The sequence below is a fragment of the Pseudozobellia sp. WGM2 genome (assembly GCF_017810075.1).
Taxonomy (GTDB): Bacteria; Bacteroidota; Bacteroidia; order Flavobacteriales; family Flavobacteriaceae; genus JADNYK01.
On record NZ_JADNYK010000001.1, the window covers coordinates 574,334 to 592,924 of the forward strand.

At 37.0% G+C, this 18,591-nt stretch carries 17 protein-coding genes; 12 read left to right on the plus strand and 5 right to left on the minus strand.

What is annotated here, in order from left to right:
- Positions 1 to 64 precede the first annotated feature (64 nt).
- The 4 genes from IV512_RS02535 (at position 65) to IV512_RS02550 (ending at position 4,250) form a co-directional block, all read left to right on the plus strand.
- Positions 65 to 574, plus strand: coding sequence for a DUF6155 family protein (locus IV512_RS02535; protein ID WP_209400292.1), 510 nt, complete (start codon positions 65 to 67; stop codon positions 572 to 574).
- Between the two features lie 202 nt (positions 575 to 776).
- On the plus strand, positions 777 to 2,288 hold the full coding sequence (locus IV512_RS02540; protein WP_209400293.1) for a DEAD/DEAH box helicase: 1,512 nt from the start codon (positions 777 to 779) through the stop codon (positions 2,286 to 2,288).
- 115 nt (positions 2,289 to 2,403) lie between these two features.
- Positions 2,404 to 3,585: a glycosyltransferase gene (locus IV512_RS02545; protein WP_371743248.1), complete on the plus strand. Its 1,182-nt coding sequence runs from the start codon at positions 2,404 to 2,406 to the stop codon at positions 3,583 to 3,585.
- Positions 3,586 to 3,710: 125 nt separating this feature from the next.
- Entirely contained in the window at positions 3,711 to 4,250 is a 540-nt protein-coding gene (locus IV512_RS02550) for a hypothetical protein (protein WP_209400297.1), read from the plus strand.
- A gap of 41 nt (positions 4,251 to 4,291) precedes the next feature.
- Here IV512_RS02550 and IV512_RS02555 read toward each other — a convergent pair whose 3' ends face one another.
- On the minus strand, positions 4,292 to 6,544 hold the full coding sequence (locus IV512_RS02555; protein WP_209400299.1) for a PAS domain S-box protein: 2,253 nt from the start codon (positions 6,542 to 6,544) through the stop codon (positions 4,292 to 4,294).
- A gap of 380 nt (positions 6,545 to 6,924) precedes the next feature.
- Between IV512_RS02555 and IV512_RS02560 the strand changes: the two genes are divergently transcribed.
- Positions 6,925 to 7,770: a 1,4-dihydroxy-2-naphthoyl-CoA synthase gene (locus IV512_RS02560; RefSeq protein ID WP_209400301.1), complete on the plus strand. Its 846-nt coding sequence runs from the start codon at positions 6,925 to 6,927 to the stop codon at positions 7,768 to 7,770.
- Between the two features lie 234 nt (positions 7,771 to 8,004).
- On the opposite strand, the gene IV512_RS02565 is transcribed toward IV512_RS02560, so the two are convergent.
- Positions 8,005 to 9,333, minus strand: coding sequence for a serine hydrolase (locus tag IV512_RS02565; RefSeq protein ID WP_209400303.1), 1,329 nt, complete (start codon positions 9,331 to 9,333; stop codon positions 8,005 to 8,007).
- Between the two features lie 82 nt (positions 9,334 to 9,415).
- Here IV512_RS02565 and IV512_RS02570 point away from each other — a divergent pair, with 82 nt between their 5' ends.
- The 4 genes from IV512_RS02570 (at position 9,416) to IV512_RS02585 (ending at position 13,046) form a co-directional block, all read left to right on the plus strand.
- The gene (locus tag IV512_RS02570; protein WP_209400305.1) at positions 9,416 to 10,393 is read left to right on the plus strand and encodes a D-glycerate dehydrogenase; all 978 of its coding nucleotides are present in this window, start codon (positions 9,416 to 9,418) and stop codon (positions 10,391 to 10,393) included.
- Between the two features lie 95 nt (positions 10,394 to 10,488).
- The gene (locus tag IV512_RS02575; protein ID WP_209400308.1) at positions 10,489 to 10,905 is read left to right on the plus strand and encodes a 3D domain-containing protein; all 417 of its coding nucleotides are present in this window, start codon (positions 10,489 to 10,491) and stop codon (positions 10,903 to 10,905) included.
- 5 nt (positions 10,906 to 10,910) lie between these two features.
- The gene (locus tag IV512_RS02580; RefSeq protein ID WP_209400310.1) at positions 10,911 to 11,567 is read left to right on the plus strand and encodes a peptidoglycan recognition family protein; all 657 of its coding nucleotides are present in this window, start codon (positions 10,911 to 10,913) and stop codon (positions 11,565 to 11,567) included.
- A gap of 12 nt (positions 11,568 to 11,579) precedes the next feature.
- Positions 11,580 to 13,046: a M14 metallopeptidase family protein gene (locus IV512_RS02585; RefSeq protein ID WP_209400312.1), complete on the plus strand. Its 1,467-nt coding sequence runs from the start codon at positions 11,580 to 11,582 to the stop codon at positions 13,044 to 13,046.
- Positions 13,047 to 13,065: 19 nt separating this feature from the next.
- Here IV512_RS02585 and IV512_RS02590 read toward each other — a convergent pair whose 3' ends face one another.
- The 3 genes from IV512_RS02590 to IV512_RS02600 all read right to left on the minus strand — a co-directional run bounded on the left by IV512_RS02590 (position 13,066) and on the right by IV512_RS02600 (position 15,597).
- Positions 13,066 to 13,233 (minus strand): hypothetical protein, encoded by a 168-nt coding sequence (locus tag IV512_RS02590; protein WP_209400314.1) that lies wholly within the window; start codon positions 13,231 to 13,233, stop codon positions 13,066 to 13,068.
- Between the two features lie 218 nt (positions 13,234 to 13,451).
- Positions 13,452 to 14,279 (minus strand): OmpA family protein, encoded by an 828-nt coding sequence (locus tag IV512_RS02595; RefSeq protein ID WP_209400316.1) that lies wholly within the window; start codon positions 14,277 to 14,279, stop codon positions 13,452 to 13,454.
- Between the two features lie 226 nt (positions 14,280 to 14,505).
- Positions 14,506 to 15,597 carry a VWA domain-containing protein gene (locus tag IV512_RS02600; protein ID WP_209400318.1) on the minus strand — a complete coding sequence of 364 codons (1,092 nt, stop codon included), beginning with the start codon at positions 15,595 to 15,597 and terminating at the stop codon, positions 14,506 to 14,508.
- Positions 15,598 to 15,867: 270 nt separating this feature from the next.
- Here IV512_RS02600 and IV512_RS02605 point away from each other — a divergent pair, with 270 nt between their 5' ends.
- The 3 genes from IV512_RS02605 to IV512_RS02615 are packed head-to-tail and all read left to right on the plus strand — an operon-like array spanning position 15,868 to position 18,591.
- Positions 15,868 to 16,878 (plus strand): XdhC family protein, encoded by a 1,011-nt coding sequence (locus IV512_RS02605; protein ID WP_209400321.1) that lies wholly within the window; start codon positions 15,868 to 15,870, stop codon positions 16,876 to 16,878.
- Entirely contained in the window at positions 16,878 to 17,486 is a 609-nt protein-coding gene (locus IV512_RS02610) for an NTP transferase domain-containing protein (RefSeq protein WP_209400323.1), read from the plus strand. Before IV512_RS02605 ends, IV512_RS02610 begins: the two co-directional genes overlap by 1 nt.
- Positions 17,479 to 18,591 (plus strand): amidohydrolase family protein, encoded by a 1,113-nt coding sequence (locus tag IV512_RS02615; protein ID WP_209400325.1) that lies wholly within the window; start codon positions 17,479 to 17,481, stop codon positions 18,589 to 18,591. Before IV512_RS02610 ends, IV512_RS02615 begins: the two co-directional genes overlap by 8 nt.

Sequence of the window (18,591 nt, forward strand, 5' to 3'; positions counted from 1 at the left end):
TTGTTCGTTATACCGCTTTAAATTTCAGGCATTCCGCTATTTTTAACCTTTCAAAAAAAATTATATGAGCAAGAGGGCCTTAAAGAAATACCTTTCTGAATTACCTAAAGAAGCTATTGAAGAACAAATGATGGACCTCTATCAGCGTTTTCCAGTGGTGAAAGAGTATTATGATTTTATTTTCAACCCCAAGGAGGATAAATTGGTTCAAGATGCAAAGGCCAAAATTAGTAACGAGTATTTTCCGGTCAAAAGGAGAAGACCTAAGGCTCGAAGATCGGTTGCACATAAATTTATAAAGCACTTTGTTAAATTGGGTGTAGCCCCACACCTGGTAGCCGATACCATGTTGTACAATATTGAAATTGCACAACTTTTCGCCAAAGAACGAAATGTACCCGAAGCATTTTATAAAAGTATGCTCAATTCATTTAATGAAGCCTTACAATTTGTTTCCATCAACGCTCTTTTACCAGATTTTAAAGAACGAATAGTTAAAATTTATGCAGAGACCCAAGAGCAAAATTGGGCATATGCCGAAGGCTTTTCCAGAGCTCTAGATATAATTGACTGAATACGTATTAGAGTCCATTTTAAATAAACACCTGATTTTTGCTTCGTTTGTAATGTAATGATAATGAGACGTGTTCATTAAAATTTGGCTTTTCCAGAAGATTAATTTCAATCTACTACAATTTTCCTTTAGTTTTGCAAATTAAGATTTTTAGCCATTTCTTAAGACTAAAACGTATAAAAATCTAAATACGACCACCTACTTGGAAGTAAAAACAGACAAAACGGAAAAAAAGCTTTACGACTACCAGATTCAAGATCTACATAAGATTTTTGAACATCTAGAAAGTGATACGGCTAAGGGTAATTTATTATATCAATTGCCTACCGGTGGAGGTAAAACAGTCGTATTTTCTGAAATAGCTCGACGTTATATTGAGAAAACCGGTAAAAAAGTTGTTGTTCTTACCCACCGGATAGAGTTGAGTCTTCAGACCTCAAAAATGCTAAAAGGTTTTGGGGTTCGTAATAAAATTATCAATAGCGAAGTAAAAGAGTTAAGCGACCAAGATGAGTTTATGTGTTTCGTAGCTATGGTCGAAACCTTGAACAACAGGCTACAAGAAGAAAAAGTAGAAATAAATAATATTGGTCTGGTAATTATCGATGAGGCACACTACAACTCATTTCGAAAGCTCTTTAAATATTTTGACAAATCTACCATATTAGGTGTTACGGCAACTCCGTTAAGCTCGAACATCAAATTGCCCATGAAAGACAACTACCAAAAGTTGATCGTGGGTGAATCTATATCATCGTTAATCAAGAAGAAATTTTTGGCAAAGGCCAATGTCTATAATTATGATGTAAGCTTGCAAAGCTTGAAATTGGGTATTAGTGGCGACTATACAGTAAAGTCATCAGACGAGCTCTATGGTAATCATAATATGTTGGGTAAATTACTTTCTGCCTATAAAGAAATAGCCGAAGGTACCAAGACCCTAATATTCAATAACGGAATAAATACCTCTCATTATGTGTATGAAACGTTTAAAAAGGCAGGGTACAATGTTCGGCATCTAGACAATAAGAACACGGCTTCAGAACGAAAAGATATTCTCGAATGGTTTTCGAATACACCTGATGCGATTTTAACCTCTGTAAGTATTCTTACCACCGGTTTTGACGAACCTTCGGTAGAGACAATTATTTTGAATAGGGCTACAAGGTCTCTCACTCTTTATTTTCAGATGATAGGTCGTGGCAGCCGTATCTTACCTAAGAAAGACCAATTTACAGTAGTCGATTTAGGTAACAATGTCGCTCGTTTCGGTTTGTGGGATGCACCAATGGATTGGCAAGAGATATTCCATTTTCCTGATTTTTACCTAGAGAATATCAAGAATGATGAAGAAATTGAGCGAGAGTTTGTTTATGAAATGCCTGATGAACTACGTCAAAAGTTCAGTAACTCGACCGATATTAGTTATAACATCAAAGAAGAGTACAAAAAAGTTTTTGCTCAGGGCCTAAAATCAAAAATTGTCATTGAACGCAGTATTGAGCAGCATGCCAAAATTTGTGTTGAAAATGCAGAAGATGTTTTTGATGCGCGTATTCTAGCAAAAGAATTAAAAGATGAAATTGCCTATCGCGTTCGCCAATATTCGTATTGTATCATGAACAACACTAAAAATTATAAAGAGTGGCTCGAAGAAGATTATGAGCGTAAATTGCGCTCGAGCATCTCTAGGCGCTTTGCAGAGAAAATGTAATTCAAAAGTATTGTTTGCTTTCTAACCAGTCTTTTAATTTCTAATGCGAGAAGGTTGCATTTTTATTATTGGCTTTACTTGGCCAGAGCCAACCTCAACTGCTGCGGGAAACCGTATGTTACAGTTACTTTCCTTTTTTCTAAATCAAAATTATCGAATTGTATTCGGTAGTACCGCTAAAGAATCAGAGCGTTCTTTAGAATTGAAGAATATGGGGGTCGATACCGAGAATATACTTTTAAATAATTCTAGTTTTGATGAATTTTTGACCCAACTTCGACCAGATATCGTCATTTTTGATCGATTTCTCACAGAAGAACAGTTTGGTTGGCGTGTAGCCGAATTTGTCCCTAAAGCTTTACGTGTGTTAGATACTGAAGATTTACATTCATTAAGGTATATAAGGGAGAAAAATTTAAAATCAAGTCAATCATTTTCTATTGAAAACTGGCTTAGAGAAGACGTTGCCAAACGCGAAATAGCCAGTATTTACCGGTGTGATCTGTCTTTGATTATTTCCAGTTATGAAATGAAACTGTTACAAGAAATCAACATTGATAAAAGCTTGCTTCATCATTTACCTTTTTTCGTAAACCCGATTAAAGAATCTGATTTAGCAAATTGGACCCCATATTATAAAAGACATAATTTTATCAGTATAGGCAATGGTAAACATAAACCCAATCTAGACGCACTGCGATGGCTCAAAAATGAAATATGGCCTAAAATTAGAACTGTTTTACCTAAAGCTCAATTATCAGTTTACGGTGCCTACCTACCACAACAAATAGAGCAGATGCACAACTCTAATGAAGGTTTTTTAGTTAAGGGGTGGGTGGCTGATGCCGAATCTGAAATGGCGTTGGCTAGAGTAAATCTAGCTCCACTAAGATTTGGTGCGGGCATCAAAGGAAAACTACTTTTGGGCATGCAAACGGGAACACCGAGCGTAACTACACCCATAGGCGCGGAAGGCATGCATTCAAACTTACCTTGGGGCGGTCTAATTTGTGAATCGGCGGAGAACATAGCAAATGCAGCATTCAAGCTCTATACAGACAAGCAAGAATGGTTAAAAGCCCAATCAAATGGTATTTCTATAATCAATGAGGTATTTGACAATCAATATCATAAAAGCTTATTGATGCTCAAAATACATGAACTTCAAGCCGATTTAGAGCAGCACCGAAGTCGAAACTTAACGGGTGTATTGCTGCAGCATCATAGTTCATTAGCCACTAAATATATGGCCAAATGGATTGAAGAAAAAAATAGGAAATCTGACAACCATAATTAAAACAATCACATTTAATATTCATTTTCTTCATTACAAATTATTAGAACTCAATTTTTTACTAGAAAAACTATATCTTGACCCCAGAACACTAATAACCAATTTATAAACCATTAATTTATTTGAAAATGAAGAAGTTTTTACTTAAAGTATCCCTATCACTATTATTTGTTTTTTTGTGCGATGTTAGCTATTCACAAGTAACGGAAATTGCTGTAAAAGATAGCGCCAATGTGGTAAACAAACGTTTGAAATTCGGTTGCGGGTTCGGACTGAGTTTTGTTGGTGGTACTAATATTGGCCTTTCACCCAATTTAATGTATGCTGTGAGTAATAAAATGAGTATTGGAGCGGGGCTGCAAGGCAATTATACTGCGATTAAAGATGTTCAGAGCACAACAACTATTGGGGCCAATATTATAGGCCAATATTCTCCGACACCTAAATTAACGACCTTGCTCGAGTTTGCGGAACTAAACGTTAATACAAAACAAGAAACCGTTACTGGCGATATAAAAGATAATTTTTGGGAATCGATTTTATTTGTGGGTGCAGGGCTAAATATCACCAATAAAATAGCCTTAGGGGTTAAATATAATGTGCTATATAAAGAAGACGAGAGTGTTTACACCAGCCCGGTTATACCATTCGTTAATATTACATTCTAAGTTTGCTCATAAAACAGGCATGCTTAACGAACCTGTGAAGCTCAGTTTTCTTTTTGGTTCTTAAATATAATTTCAAAGGTGGTGCCTTTACCGACCTCACTTTCGGCGGTAATCGTGCCACCTAAAGCTTCTAGTTGAGTTTTGGTCATATAAAGTCCGATACCTTTCGCTTCGGGATGATTATGAAATACCTTGTTCATTTTAAAGAGTTTACTACCGTATCTATCCAAATCCATTCCCAGTCCATTATCGGTAAAATGTAACTTTACTTGTCCGCTGTTAGATACTTGCGAGGTTATCAGAATTTCTGGTGTTCTATCCGGGTGTTTGTATTTAATGGAGTTGCTTATTAAATTCAAGAACAGACTTTCCAAATAGATTTTATTGTAAACAACATAATCTATTGCTGAGAATTCACCCTTGATAACGGTACCCGTTCTTTCAATTTCTGCAGTTAATAATTCAAGTGTTTTTTCTAAGACCTCTTTTAGGCATAGTTTTTCTAGATGTATAGATTCTAAGGTTTTTACCTTTAAAGAATCTACTAGTGTATTCAATGTCAAGGTTAAGTGATTAACTACCTTTTCTTGCTTTTCGAATAAGACTGCTTTGTCTTCTTCATTCTTGGCCACTTTAAGTAATTTTAAAAGGGCGTTCAAATTATTGACCGGTGCCCTGAGATTATGCGTCGTAATGTGCGAAAAATCTTCAAGCTGTTGATTTTGAGATTTTAACTCTTTGGCCAAGACTTCTAGACTTTCCTTTGCCTCTAACAATTTTCGTTTTGCACGTTTCTCTTTGGTAATATCTCTGGCCACTATTGAGACGAACACTTCATTATCGGTAAAAACTGGGCCGATAGTTATGTGAATCGGTATTTCTTCACCTTTGTTGGTAATCATCATTAAATCTTTCCCTAGGTCTACCACTTGAACTTTTGGATTGTTGAAAAAATTTTTTCTCAGAGCGTTTCCCATTGAATGAAACCTTTTTGGAAAGAGCTTACGCATTGATTGACCCACAATCTCTTCTGGTTGGTAACCAAATAACTTCTGAGCTTCGTCATTGATCATGTCAATGGTTCGATCATGTCTGACGATAAAGGTAGGGTTAGGTGCAGAATCTAAAAGATTTTTAAATTTCGTTTCTTGGGCACGTTGTGCCGTTATGTCTTGAAAAATGCCTAGTATTTCATCTATTTCATTATCTCTACTAACGTAAACTTCACCAGTAGCCCTTACAATTTTAACTTGATCATTATCTAATACTATGCGAAAGACCAAACTATCGACCCTCTTATTTTTTATAGCATTTAAAGTGAATCGCTTAACCTGGTCTACGTCTTCGGGGTGAACAAAATTTAAAAGTTTTTTTATTCTAATCCGCTCATTTTGAAAGTCTAGGCCAAAGAGTCGAAATAAGTTTTTCGAACCCATAAGATCTTTGGTGCCCGATTGCCAATACCAATGGCCCATTGAGGCCTTTTGTTCAGCCAAGTTAAGAAGATGATTCTTTTTAAGTAAGGTACCTTCAAATTGCTGTTGTTCTGTAATATCTTGTGAAATACCTAATATAGATGTAATATTTCCATTATTATCGGTATTCACTTCTCCGATTACTCTGATATAGCGGACCTCATCATCAATTAATAAGCGATGGGTAAAACTTTGATAAGATTTTAATTTCATCGTCTTATCCAAAGACGCGTAAACACTTTCTAAATCTTCAGGGTGTACATCTTTTAAGAGTGAGCTTAGGGTCAATTCAGAATTTTTTTCAAGACCTAACAATTGAGACATGTTTTCTGAACAAGTGGCCAGATTGGTATTATAATCCCACTGCCAATGCCCTAATTGGGCCTTTTGTTGCGCAACGTTCATTATTTGATTTTTTTGTCTTAAACTTTTCTCAAGATCTTTTATTTGTGTCAAATCTTGAAGAAGGCCATCTATTCGAACACAATTATCATTTTCGATTACGCTTGATCCCGCTATAAGTACCCAAATGAATTTACCGTCCGGTTTTTTTAGCTGTACTTCTACCTTAAAAGATTTTCCCGTTTTGATTAGGTTTTCTATCAGTACACTTACTTTTTCCCTATCTGTTTTAGTTTGATAATAAAGTTCACTTTCAACGTCAGATAGTCGACTGCCCTTAGGTACGCCGAGAATAAGGCAAGATACATCATCTAATATTGAAATTCTTGTTTCAACATTCAACTGCCAATGACCTATTCTAGCTAAGGCATAAATTTCATTTGAAGATAAATTTGGTCCGGCACAGTTGTTTTCCACTATCTATCCATATTTAAAGAGAAGAGAGGGGTGGGGCAAGATTTTCCTCCGATTTCAAACAAGTCAAATTTAATAAGTGTAATGTGTACCACTAATATAGTGCAAAATAATTTAATAGTTCTCAATTTCAGTACCGTTGATTGTTTGATTTTACACAATTAGATGAGTAAGTGATCACCTGTTAATTATTTACTAAAACCAAAATAAGTTTTTTTGTAAATACATGAAAAATAGATTGTTAATCTTTCTTCTTTGTTAAAATCAACCTCTAAATTTTTTGCTATAATCGATTTCTAAAACATGTTTATGAAAATTCTTTGTTAATGTATAGTATAATTATGGGCAATTATGGTATTTTGCAAAGTCATAAATACGCTTAGATGAAGAATCAACCTAATTGGAGAACGGCCATAGAATTCGAAGATATAACCTATAAAAAAAGTCATGGGGTAGCCAGAATTGCCTTTAATCGACCAAATGTTCGAAACGCCTTTAGACCTAAGACAACAAGCGAACTTTATAAAGCTTTTTATGATGCTCAAGAAGATACTTCGATAGGTGTGGTATTACTTTCTGCCGAAGGGCCTTCTACAAAAGATGGTATTTATTCATTTTGTAGCGGGGGCGATCAAAAGGCTAGGGGTGACCAGGGTTACGTTGGTGAAGATGGTATGCACCGCTTGAACATTCTCGAAGTTCAGAGACAGATTCGCTTTATGCCCAAGGTAGTTATAGCAGTCGTTCCCGGTTGGGCCGTGGGCGGCGGGCATAGTTTGCACGTGGTTTGCGATATGACGCTGGCCAGCAAAGAACATGCTATTTTCAAACAGACCGATGCCGATGTCACTAGTTTTGATGCAGGTTACGGTTCTGCGTATTTAGCAAAAATGGTCGGGCAAAAAAAAGCTCGTGAAATATTTTTTTTAGGTCGCAACTATTCTGCACAAGAAGCTTATGAAATGGGAATGGTAAATGCAGTCGTACCCCATGAAGAATTAGAAGATACAGCTTATCAGTGGGCCCAAGAAATTTTAGAAAAATCACCTACTTCAATCAAAATGCTAAAATTTGCGATGAACCTGACGGATGATGGTATGGTAGGGCAACAAGTTTTCGCTGGAGAAGCAACAAGATTGGCCTATGGTACCGATGAAGCCAAAGAAGGCCGAAATGCATTTTTAGAAAAAAGAAAGCCCGACTTTGGTAAAGACAAATGGATACCTTAAATCTAAAGAATGAAGTTTAACCGATATAATCAAAAAGAGCCTCCCGATAATGGAAGGCTCTTTTTTTGAGAACACACTATATGAAAATGAAAAAATAACACTTCTTATTTATGAAGTAAACTTAGCCAGTCGGCTCAAGGTTTGAAAAATTATGTTGAGAGATTAGACAAAACATGTTGTAAACTGTTCTTTTAACGGTTTCAGCTCGACTTTTTCGTATACTTTTCTAAGAGTTTAGTCGATCGCGGCCAAAATATTTTTCAAAAAATTGTTGATACTGAAATCCGGTTCTTCGGCCAAACCCGTACGAACGATTACTAATTCTTTAGAAGGTATAATGAATACCCGTTGGCCTTGATACCCGTTGGCCGAGTACATGTCCCTTGGGGCATCAGGAAATTTCCCGTTGGCATTTAGCCAAAAATGACCTCCATAAGTACCATCAGAATGTGCAGTGGGTTTCGTTACATACGATACCCAATTTTCGTCGAAAAGCTGCTGACCGTTCCAATTGCCGTTGTTTAGGTATAGTAAGCCGAATTTTGCCCAATCTCTAGTATTGGCCCAGGCATACGAAGAACCAACATAATTGCCCGCTTGATCCGTTTCCATCAACATTGAGTGCATGCCAATTTTATCTATTAGAGCAGCGTACGGAAAATCGATATACTCTTGATGGCTATCAAATTGATCTCGTAAAATACCGGATAGGAGATTTGAAGTGCCAGAAGAGTAATTCCATATTTCAGTTGGTTCCGCCAATGCTTCCTTTTCCGCTTGACCCGCAGTCATATCAGAGTCTAAAAATAACATTCGGGTCACATCAGACATTGAAGTATAATCTTCGTCCCAAGCCAAACCGCTTTGCATGCGCAAAAGGTGGTTGATTGTGATGTTCTTTCGACTATCGCCTTGCCATTCTTTAATAGGTGCAGGTTTGTTCAAATCTATTCGACCTTGGTATTCTAAAATACCGTACAGGGTGGCCAAAACGCTTTTGGTCATACTCCAACCGAGTACAGGCGTCTGCTCAGTAAACCCGTCTATATAGCGTTCGGCGATAATGTGATTCTTATGTACAACTAATACGGTTCTGGTTTTTTGTATTTCAGGAGATGAAAATGCCTTATCCAATGCTGACTCTAGTAGATTATAGTTTACATTCTGAAACACGGTATCTTTCACATTCTTATCACCATACGGAAAAGGCAGATTAGACTTAGAACTTTTTCTATTTGGCTTAGGTATTATATTTTTAGAATCATAATCCTCATTAATCAAAATACATCCAAGACCATCTAAACAAACCGACTTACGTTTCATTAGCCCAAAAACGGAAGCCTCGGCCTCTTCATTGGTAGTTTCGACATCGGCTAGCTTAATCAATGGAACATCATTATCATTAAGTGTTACAGATTCAGCGTTTCTGTCTGTCAGAAATAGGGTCGACGCCATATTTTTTGAGGCGTAGCCCGAAATTATATTGAGTTTTGGGTATTGGGTGTAAGCGACAATTGCAATTATTACGAATAAGAGAAGTATTATTCTTTTTACTACTTTCATAGGGCTTAGTCAGAATTGAATGAGTGATGGTAAAAATAGCTGAAAAAAATTTAGGTGAATCTGTAGAAATATTTAGTAGAGTATGAATGTATTAGTTAGTTTGAACATACCCGATATCGGAATTGAAATGATGAAAGAAGAAGGGATTTCCGTAACCAAATGGACGGAAGATTACCCTATGCCCCAAGATGAGCTTCTTCAGAAAACCCAAAAGTATGATGCACTTTTGAGTACCATGAATTATAAATTGGATGCAGATTTTCTAAAGGCCAATTCTCATCTTCAAATTATATCACAATTTGCCGTAGGTTATGACAATATTGATGTTGAAACGGCAACGAACTTGGGCATACCATTTGCAAATGCTCCCAACTCGATGACAGATGCTACCGCCGATACCGCTCTAGCCCTATTGTTAGCAGCCTCAAAGAACATGTTTTACTTGCATAAGACGATAGCCAAAGGAGAATGGAAGCATTTTAAGCCGCAAGGCCATTTAGGTGTCGAGTTGAAGGGGAAAACATTGGGTATCTTCGGTTTGGGGCGTATAGGTCTAGAATTCGCCAAACGTTGTAAAGGTGCTTATGATATGAACATTATATATTGTAATAGAAGTAAAAATCGGCAGGCAGAAAATTTGTTGAGTGCGAAAAAAGTAAGTTTTGATGAGCTTTTAAATGAAAGTGATATTGTTTCGGCACATTGTGCGTTGACCGATGAAACAAAATATACTTTCGACCGGTCGGCATTCAATAAAATGAGAAATACTTCTATATTTATAAATACGGCCCGTGGTGCAGTACACAAAGAAGACGATCTGATACGTGCCTTAAAGAATGGGGAAATTTGGGGTGCAGGCTTAGATGTAACTGATCCTGAACCGATGCTTCCAAATAATCCGCTTCTTGATATGGAAAATGTTGCGGTCACACCGCATATAGGTTCTGCAACTGAAGAAGCAAGAAATAGAATGTCGGTTTATGCAGCGCAGAATATTATTGCCAAATATAAAGGAGAGCCCATACCGTATCTGGTAAATAACGAGGTGCTGAAAAAATAAATTCGTTAAGGCATCTCATATTCACAGTAATACAAGAAAGATGGAATAATGAAAATTTAGATATCTTGCTACTTGAGAATCTTATAAAATAGATTATGAACCGAATAGGGTCATTGCTTTTGCTGGTTTTGATACTTAATCTAGGCTGTAGTACGACAGATCGTAATTATATTTGGAAAGAGAGAACAGTAACCGCATCAGCTTATAATTCTACGGTAGCTCAAACCGATGGGCAACCTAGTATAGCTGCATGGGGAGATACCCTATTACCAGAGTTAAAAGCGATAGCTGTTTCTAGAGATTTGATGCGATTAGGTATTGAGCGCAATACCCAAGTGAGAATCGAAGGTCTTGATGGTATCTATTTGGTCAAAGATAAAATGCACTATCGGTGGCGAAATAAAATTGATATTTATATGGGTCTGAATGTAGAAAAAGCTCGAGAGTGGGGCAGAAAAAAGGTGAAAATATATTATCGGGTCAAAAAAGACTCTGTAACAAACAGCAAGTAATAATCATGAAGATATTAATCGTTCAACTCATATTGTGCTTTACTCTCATTTCTTGCGCTAGTTCTAAAACCATTATAGATAAACCGATTGTATTTGACGAAGCTAGAATTCAATTGACCTCTGAATATATGAGTGAGAGATACGGTATAGTAAAGGAAGAGCCCATTATCAATCCCAAGATGATCGTAATTCATTGGACGGCCATTCCCACGTTGGAGGGTTCGTTTGAAGCTTTTGAAAAGTCTACATTGCCCAATTGGCGCCCTGATATTAAAGGGGTGAGCGGTTTGAACGTTTCTACACATTTCTTGATAGATCAAGACGGAAAAATATATCGTCTTATGCCTGAACACCTTATGGGCAGGCATGTCATAGGCTTAAATCACACAGCATTAGGCATTGAAAATGTGGGAGGCACAGATGAAACCCCTCTGACAGATGCACAACTCGAATCGAATATTTGGTTGGTAAAATATCTATCGGATAAATATGATATCGATTATCTTATCGGGCATTATGAGTATACCAATTTTGAAGACCACCCGCTTTGGTTAGAAAAAGATGATGGATATCGCACGCAGAAGACCGATCCCGGTAGCGATTTTATGCAAAAGATAAGAAAAGCGACCAAAAATCTTAATTTTCAACCCGTACCAAATTAATTCAAAAGTTCAATGAATATCAAAATCAGCCTAGTTCTCTTGTTTACTTTATCGATTTGTAATGCGCAAAATAGCGACATCACCTCTACACTTTATGAGACCTATGAAAAATATAAAGAACCTAAACTCGCTAAACGTAGAATTAAACATGCACAGATAAAGCCACTTATAGAAAACTACCGTCAAAATGATTTGTTTACGGTAGCCAAGGTCGGTGAATCGATAGAAGGTCGTGATTTGTCTCTGATTAGTACAGGAAGTGGGGAAACATCGATCTTTCTTTGGTCTCAAATGCATGGCGATGAGCCTACCGCGACGCAAGCTATCTTTGATATATTTAATTTTTTGGCCAGCGATGATTTTAAGAATGAGAAAAAAGAGATTCTTGAAAACTGTACGTTACACTTTCTACCCATGCTCAACCCTGACGGTGCCGAAGTATTTCAACGAAGAAATCGTTTGGGTATAGATATCAATCGCGATGCCCTTCGTCTGCAATCGCCTGAGGGGAAGACTCTTAAAAGAGTTCGCGATAGTCTTGATGCCGATTTCGGATTCAATCTACATGACCAAAGCACTTATTATAATGCAGAACGCACCGATAAACCCGCTACCATCTCATATTTGGCGCCTGCTTATAACTATGAAAAAGATATAAATGAAGTTCGAGCGAATGCGATGAAGGTTATTGCATTTATGAACGATATCATTCAAAAATATGCACCGGGGCAAGTGGGTAAATATAATGATGATTTTGAACCCAGAGCTTTTGGTGATAATATTCAAAAGTGGGGTACCAGTGCTATCTTAATTGAATCTGGCGGATATTCCCAAGATGTTGAGAAACAGGAAATACGAAAATTGAATTATGTTTCGATCCTTTCGGCAATTTATACGATTGCCAAGGGAACATACAAAGATATATCTCTTGAAAAATATGAAAGTATACCTGAGAATGACCGAAAACTCTTTGATTTAAAAGTTGCAAATGCTTCTTACGAACTCTTGGGAAAAACCTATAAAATAGATGTGGGTGCAAACCGTCTTGAAGTAGATAAAGAAAAACATAAAGATTTCTGGTATAGCAGCAGAATTTTAGATGTCGGAGACCTATCTACGTATTATGGTTATGATACACTTGATGCAACGGGTTATACAATTATGGCGGGTAAAGTGTACCCAATGACTGTAAATGATTTTGCAGCCCTCACTAGCCTTGATCCATTGTCATTACTCAAATCGGGCTATACGTATGTTCGTGTACGCAATATACCTAAAGACAAACTTTCGTCTCCTATGCCATTTCATGTCGTTTCTGAAAAATTTGAATTACCTGATTTTAATATTGAGGTTGGGGTAAACCCAACATTCATATTAGAAAAAAATGGAAAGATTTCCTATGCGGTGGTAAATGGTTTCCTCATCGACCTTTCAAAAGATAAGATAAGCGATGTAAAAAATGCCATGATTTATCGTTAAGGAGCAGATGTAGTTTCATCTAGTACGAAAATCGTATAATCATGTCAGATCCATTAGTGACCAAAAAATAATAAGTCGTCATCACAATGGATGCTATAAAAATAAATAAACTCAGGGTTAGTGCCTGATACCACTTGGGCATGCCGTTTAGCGAACTGTTTTCAATAATAGTGTTCAGAACATCCATAATAACAAATTTTAAGATTAAGCATAGCTTCTCTTTTAGGATGTAGGTTTTACAAGAATAAGAATTGGGGCGTTCTTATTATAAGAAACAAATAAATGAGAACAATCCCTACCTCTGGTACTACATTTTCGACGAACTGCAGAAAAAAGAAAGGGAGAACTCTAAAGTTCTCCCTTTTTTCAGATTATTAACCAGGTACCAAACTCCTGATTGTGCAATTATAAGGTTTCTGCGTCTAAAAGCGCAAAGAATTTGTCCAAATTTGGAATAATCACAATTCTAGTACGGCGATTTTTTGCCATATTATCTTTTGAATCGTTTTCAACTAAAGGCATATAGCTACTTCTACCAGCTGCAATAAGCTTAGCTGGGTCCACATTATACTTGCTCTGAAGAATATCTACTACAGAGGTAGCCCTTTTGACACTCAAATCCCAGTTGTTACGAAACATAGCCGTATTAATACTTCTAGAATCGGTGTGACCTTCTACCATAACTTCCATACTTGGCTCAGAATTGATTACTTCGGCAAGTTTGCTTAAGATTTTATCAGCTTTGCTACTTACTCTGTAACTACCGCTGTTAAAAAGTAATTTATCAGAGATATTGATCATAACGACAGTCTTCTCGATATTAACATCGATATCATCTTCCTCATCGGAAATTGACTGCTTAAGGTTATAAGAAATAGCCAAGTTCATCGAATCTTGTAGAGTTTGAGCGCCGGCCAATTTATCGGCATCGACCTTAGATAAGGTAGCTCTCATTTTCTCTTTTGTGTTGTTGCTCATTACAGCAACATCGTCAACACTTGTATATTGGCTATCGTTAACCTCTTTCAAAGAGCTTATTTTCTCATTGTATTCTGTAACTCTAGCTTCGATTTTTTCCATTTTACCTTCCAACTCTTCTTTTTCTACTTGAGTCTTAGTTAAGGCACTTTGGGTTTCTGAAAGATTTGTTTCTAAAGCGGTATACTTTTTCTTTGAAACACAAGAAGCCAAAAAGGCTATGGAAAGTGCACTTAAGATAATTGATTTCTTCATTTTGTAAATTTTAATATTTAATATGGTTATGATTCTTGATAAAATACGCATGACAAGTCGTTTCAGATGTTAAGAACCTCATAAGACCCCATCGTTCTATTAAAGAAATGACAGGATTTAACCATGTAAAACATTGAAAATGAAATATTAAACTATCTATATGTAGATATAAAAAAAGTGCCCAAAAAATGGGCACTTTAATAGTTTTAGCACTTAATTCAATCAATTACTCACAGCCACCTGTGAAACCATTGGCACTAAATTTAGTCTGCACGGCACCTTGCAGGCTACCGTTCTTAACTTGAATGGCCAGGTTGTTGTTGCCGCTTCCATCACGTTTCGGACTACAGTATTCAAAAAGATAAAAACTGTTCGCACGTTGTGATACCAAGTCTGATATATCGTTGAACGTATCTTCGAGTTCATCTTTATTACCGGCAAAAACACTAGAGGTCTTACCTAGATCGGTCAAAACTTGTTCATCAATCTCGGCTCCAAGCCCAATCGTAAAATATGAAATGTTGGGGTCGGCATTATCAACTTTTTTCTGGGCATCTTCTTGAGTATATCTTGATGCCTGATCCGTACCATCTGTAAATATCACAACAGAGGCGGCACCGATTTTTTCTCCCTTAGTGCTTTCGATCAATAAGTTTGAAGCGATATCCGATGATTTGATAACTGCGCCATAGAGATCTGTAGATACATCTTGGCTAATGTCGTCGGTAATACCCTGAATCGATTCGGTCAACTCTTCTCTAGAGGCTGTTAAGGCATTTAACTCATGTAATTCATCTTCACCATCAAAATAATAGATTGCCATTTTAAAAGATTCTTGGGTCGTTTCTGGCATCACATTGTTTACAAAACTCAAACTTGCCGTTTTAAGCTCTTCGAGACTTGTGCTCAAAACACTATTACTTAAGTCAAGTACCAATAAGGTATTATTACTGAATATTTGTGAATTCGGAGATATACGGGCCTTAGACTCCGAAGTGGAAATCGTATTGAAACACTCATCATTTCGCCCTTGCTCATAAATGGTAAATTGATCGGCACTTAATCCTGGAACGGGGTTTCCTTCACTATCGGAGACTTTGAAAAATATAGAAACTTTGCCTGGTGCGGTCGTGTATTCATCTTGAATCGATAGTGTTAAATCATTTTCGCCGAGGTCAAGGCATTCATCTACAGGTTCACCCTTACCAAGTCCGTCACCGGTATTAAGGGCGAAATTCACATCATCATCTGCATTTCCACAAGAAACCAGAGTAAGAATCGATAAAAAAAGTAGGACTAATTGGGAGGAAAATTTCATTTTCTAAATTTTATGGTTCAACCTTCACAACGGCGAAAACAGATTTAAAGTATAAGGTTATATAAAACTTAGTGTTAAACATTGTTAATTCGGTTAAGATTTATAATCGATTATGAAATATTAGTAGAGAAAGAAATGACTGGTTATATTAATTCTTGTCAGATGTATAGGTATATGACGTGACTTGACGACGTAGATAGTTTCATGTTAGATATCATTAAAATACATTTAGCATGAAGCTATTATTAGTTATTTACGTAACTTTTGGCAATGACTCATGAACTTAAAAAAATTATAAATGCCTATTTGACAGCTAAAGAAGATGGTGTCAAGTGCGTCTTAGCCACCGTGGTTGCATTAGACGGCTCATCGTATCGCAGACCAGGGGTGAGAATGCTTATTCGGCACGACGGTAAAATGGTAGGTGCTGTTAGCGGCGGTTGTGTTGAAAAGGAAATAGTGAGGCAGGCTCAGAGTGTTTTTGAAGGTAATGTAGCCAAAATGATGACCTACGATGGCAGGTACCGTTTAGGCTGTGAAGGTGTTCTTTATATTCTTATCGAACCGTTTAAACCTGAAGACAGATTTATAAAGAAGTTTAAAGAGGTTTTGAGTAACCGTAAACTATTTCAAGTATGTTCATCATTTACAAAAAATGACGGTGAAGACAAAAGCTTGGGTTCTTGTGTTATTCTTGGGCATAACCTATTCCCATTTAGACCGAACTTCGTTGAACCTTCAGATATAGAAAAGTTTGAGCAGCAAATGGTACCCTGTTTCAAATTAGTGATAATTGGTGCCGAACACGACGCGGTACAATTGTGTTCTTTTGCATCTTTAGCGGGTTGGGAAGTAACAATCGTTGCTTCTGCATCCGAAGAAAAGACTATTGAAGATTTTCCGGGAGCGGAACATTTTCTTTCTGTAGAACCTGAAATGTTGTCAATAAAATCAATTGACAAGCAAACTGCAGTTATCTTAATGACACATAGTTATGTGCGCGACTTGAAGTATTTTTTAGCAATTAAAGAAAGTAGTCCCGCGTACTTAGGCCTATTGGGGCCAAGCAGCAGAAGAGAGAAGCTTCTCGATGAGTTCATAGAACATTATCCTGAAGTTACCGATGCCTTTTTTGATATAATTTACGGTCCTTCGGGACTTAATATTGGTGCTGAGACTGCTCAGGAAATTGCAATATCAATAATCTCTGAAATACTTTCGGTCACCCGGCAGAAAGAACCGATGATGCTTAAAGACAAGTCGGGTAGAATTCATAGCTAATGTTGCATAGTGTAAATAATATCGCCATAATAATTTTGGCTGCTGGCTCTTCTTCTCGCATGGGTAGACCTAAGCAGTTATTATCTTGGGGTAAGTCTGATCTTATCGGAAACGCTATTGAGCAAGCTAAAAATAGCCGGTCTGATAAAATTATAGTTGTACTTGGGGCCAATGCGCAATTGATTAAAGATAATATAAGTAGGTGGGAAGTTGATTTTGTCGAAAACGAAAATTGGAAATCGGGCTTAGGAAGCTCGCTCGCCAAAGGAGTCAAGCACTTAATCGAATTGGAAACTTTTGACGGAATTTTGGTGATGCTTGCCGACCAACCCTTAATAGATTCTGCTTATTTAAACCTTTTGATAGAATCTTTTTATACCACTTCATATTTCATTATTGCTACCGCATACTCAAAACGAGCTGGTGTTCCAGCGCTTTTTGATAAAAAATTCTTTGAAAGTTTATGTGATTTGGGAGAGGACAATGGTGCCAAGTTGATTATTGAACAATTTGGGCATGAAGTTCTTTCATTAGACCCGGGCAAAAAAGCAACCGATATCGATACCGAGGTGGATTATAAAAAATTAACCAAAAGATTAAATGAGTAGATTTAAATCGTTTAAAAACAATGAATTAAAATTTTTTATTTTGTTTATTTCGACTTCTTGTACCATACTGTATAGCCAGGATATGGGCTTTGAAGAATACAATCCGAAATCGACTCTGGTGGTTCCGGAGCATAAGGTAGAACGAGCTAAATATCCGTTTGTCGATATACATAGCCACCAGCGCGATATGTCATTGAATAAGCTGACGCAGCTAGTTGCCGAGATGGATATGCTTAACGAAGCCGTAATGGTAAACTTAAGTGGTGGTTCGGGAGAAAGTCTAAAAAACTCAATACAGAATATCAATGAAAGTTTCCCTAATCGTTTCGTAGTCTTTGCTAATATAGACTTTGAGGGGGTGGGGCAACCCAATTGGACGACAAATGCTGTCACACAGCTTGAAAAAGACGTAAAAAACGGCGCTAAAGGTCTGAAAATTTTCAAGAGCTTAGGCCTTCGCTATACTGATGTTGATGGCAACAGGGTCGCTGTTGATGATAAAAGATTAGATCCAATTTGGGCTAAATGTGGTGAGTTGGGTATACCTGTTCTAATTCATTCCGCTGACCCCAAATCTTTTTGGGACGATATGAATGGGGAGAATGAAAGATGGCTTGAACTAAAGACACATTCTCGAAGAAAGCGTTCCGACACCGATCCTGCACCTTGGCAACAAATTATTGATGAACAACATCGAATGTTTAAAAAACACCCGAAAACGAATTTTATTAATGCCCACATGGGCTGGTACGCGAATAATTTGGAAAAACTGGCCGCTCTGCTCGATGATATACCCAACATGAATGTTGGTATTGCGGCCGTAATTGCTGAACTGGGGCGACAACCAAAGAATGCCAGGGCCTTTTTTATAAAATACCAAGACCGTATTTTATTTGGTAAAGACAGCTGGAAACCCGAAGAATTCCCAACCTATTTTAGAGTTTTGGAAACTGATGACGAATATTTTCCATACTATAAAAAGTACCATGCTTTTTGGGCCATGTATGGTCTTGATTTACCTGATGAAGTCTTGGAGAAAGTATATTTTAAAAATGCATTAAAGCTTATGCCAAATCTCGACCCAAGTCTTTTCCACCATAATTAA

Excerpts from the sequence above, each read along its gene's own strand:
- IV512_RS02535 (WP_209400292.1), top strand. The coding sequence starts at position 65 with ATGAGCAAGAGGGCCTTAAAGAAATACCTTTCTGAATTACCTAAAGAA.
- IV512_RS02545 (WP_371743248.1), top strand. The coding sequence starts at position 2,404 with ATGTTACAGTTACTTTCCTTTTTTCTAAATCAAAATTATCGAATTGTA.
- IV512_RS02550 (WP_209400297.1), top strand. The coding sequence starts at position 3,711 with ATGAAGAAGTTTTTACTTAAAGTATCCCTATCACTATTATTTGTTTTT.
- IV512_RS02560 (WP_209400301.1), top strand. The coding sequence starts at position 6,925 with ATGAAGAATCAACCTAATTGGAGAACGGCCATAGAATTCGAAGATATA.
- IV512_RS02565 (WP_209400303.1), bottom strand. The coding sequence starts at position 9,333 with ATGAAAGTAGTAAAAAGAATAATACTTCTCTTATTCGTAATAATTGCA.
- IV512_RS02570 (WP_209400305.1), top strand. The coding sequence starts at position 9,416 with ATGAATGTATTAGTTAGTTTGAACATACCCGATATCGGAATTGAAATG.
- IV512_RS02575 (WP_209400308.1), top strand. The coding sequence starts at position 10,489 with ATGAACCGAATAGGGTCATTGCTTTTGCTGGTTTTGATACTTAATCTA.
- IV512_RS02580 (WP_209400310.1), top strand. The coding sequence starts at position 10,911 with ATGAAGATATTAATCGTTCAACTCATATTGTGCTTTACTCTCATTTCT.
- IV512_RS02585 (WP_209400312.1), top strand. The coding sequence starts at position 11,580 with ATGAATATCAAAATCAGCCTAGTTCTCTTGTTTACTTTATCGATTTGT.
- IV512_RS02590 (WP_209400314.1), bottom strand. The coding sequence starts at position 13,233 with ATGGATGTTCTGAACACTATTATTGAAAACAGTTCGCTAAACGGCATG.
- IV512_RS02595 (WP_209400316.1), bottom strand. The coding sequence starts at position 14,279 with ATGAAGAAATCAATTATCTTAAGTGCACTTTCCATAGCCTTTTTGGCT.
- IV512_RS02600 (WP_209400318.1), bottom strand. The coding sequence starts at position 15,597 with ATGAAATTTTCCTCCCAATTAGTCCTACTTTTTTTATCGATTCTTACT.
- IV512_RS02605 (WP_209400321.1), top strand. The coding sequence starts at position 15,868 with ATGACTCATGAACTTAAAAAAATTATAAATGCCTATTTGACAGCTAAA.
- IV512_RS02610 (WP_209400323.1), top strand. The coding sequence starts at position 16,878 with ATGTTGCATAGTGTAAATAATATCGCCATAATAATTTTGGCTGCTGGC.
- IV512_RS02615 (WP_209400325.1), top strand. The coding sequence starts at position 17,479 with ATGAGTAGATTTAAATCGTTTAAAAACAATGAATTAAAATTTTTTATT.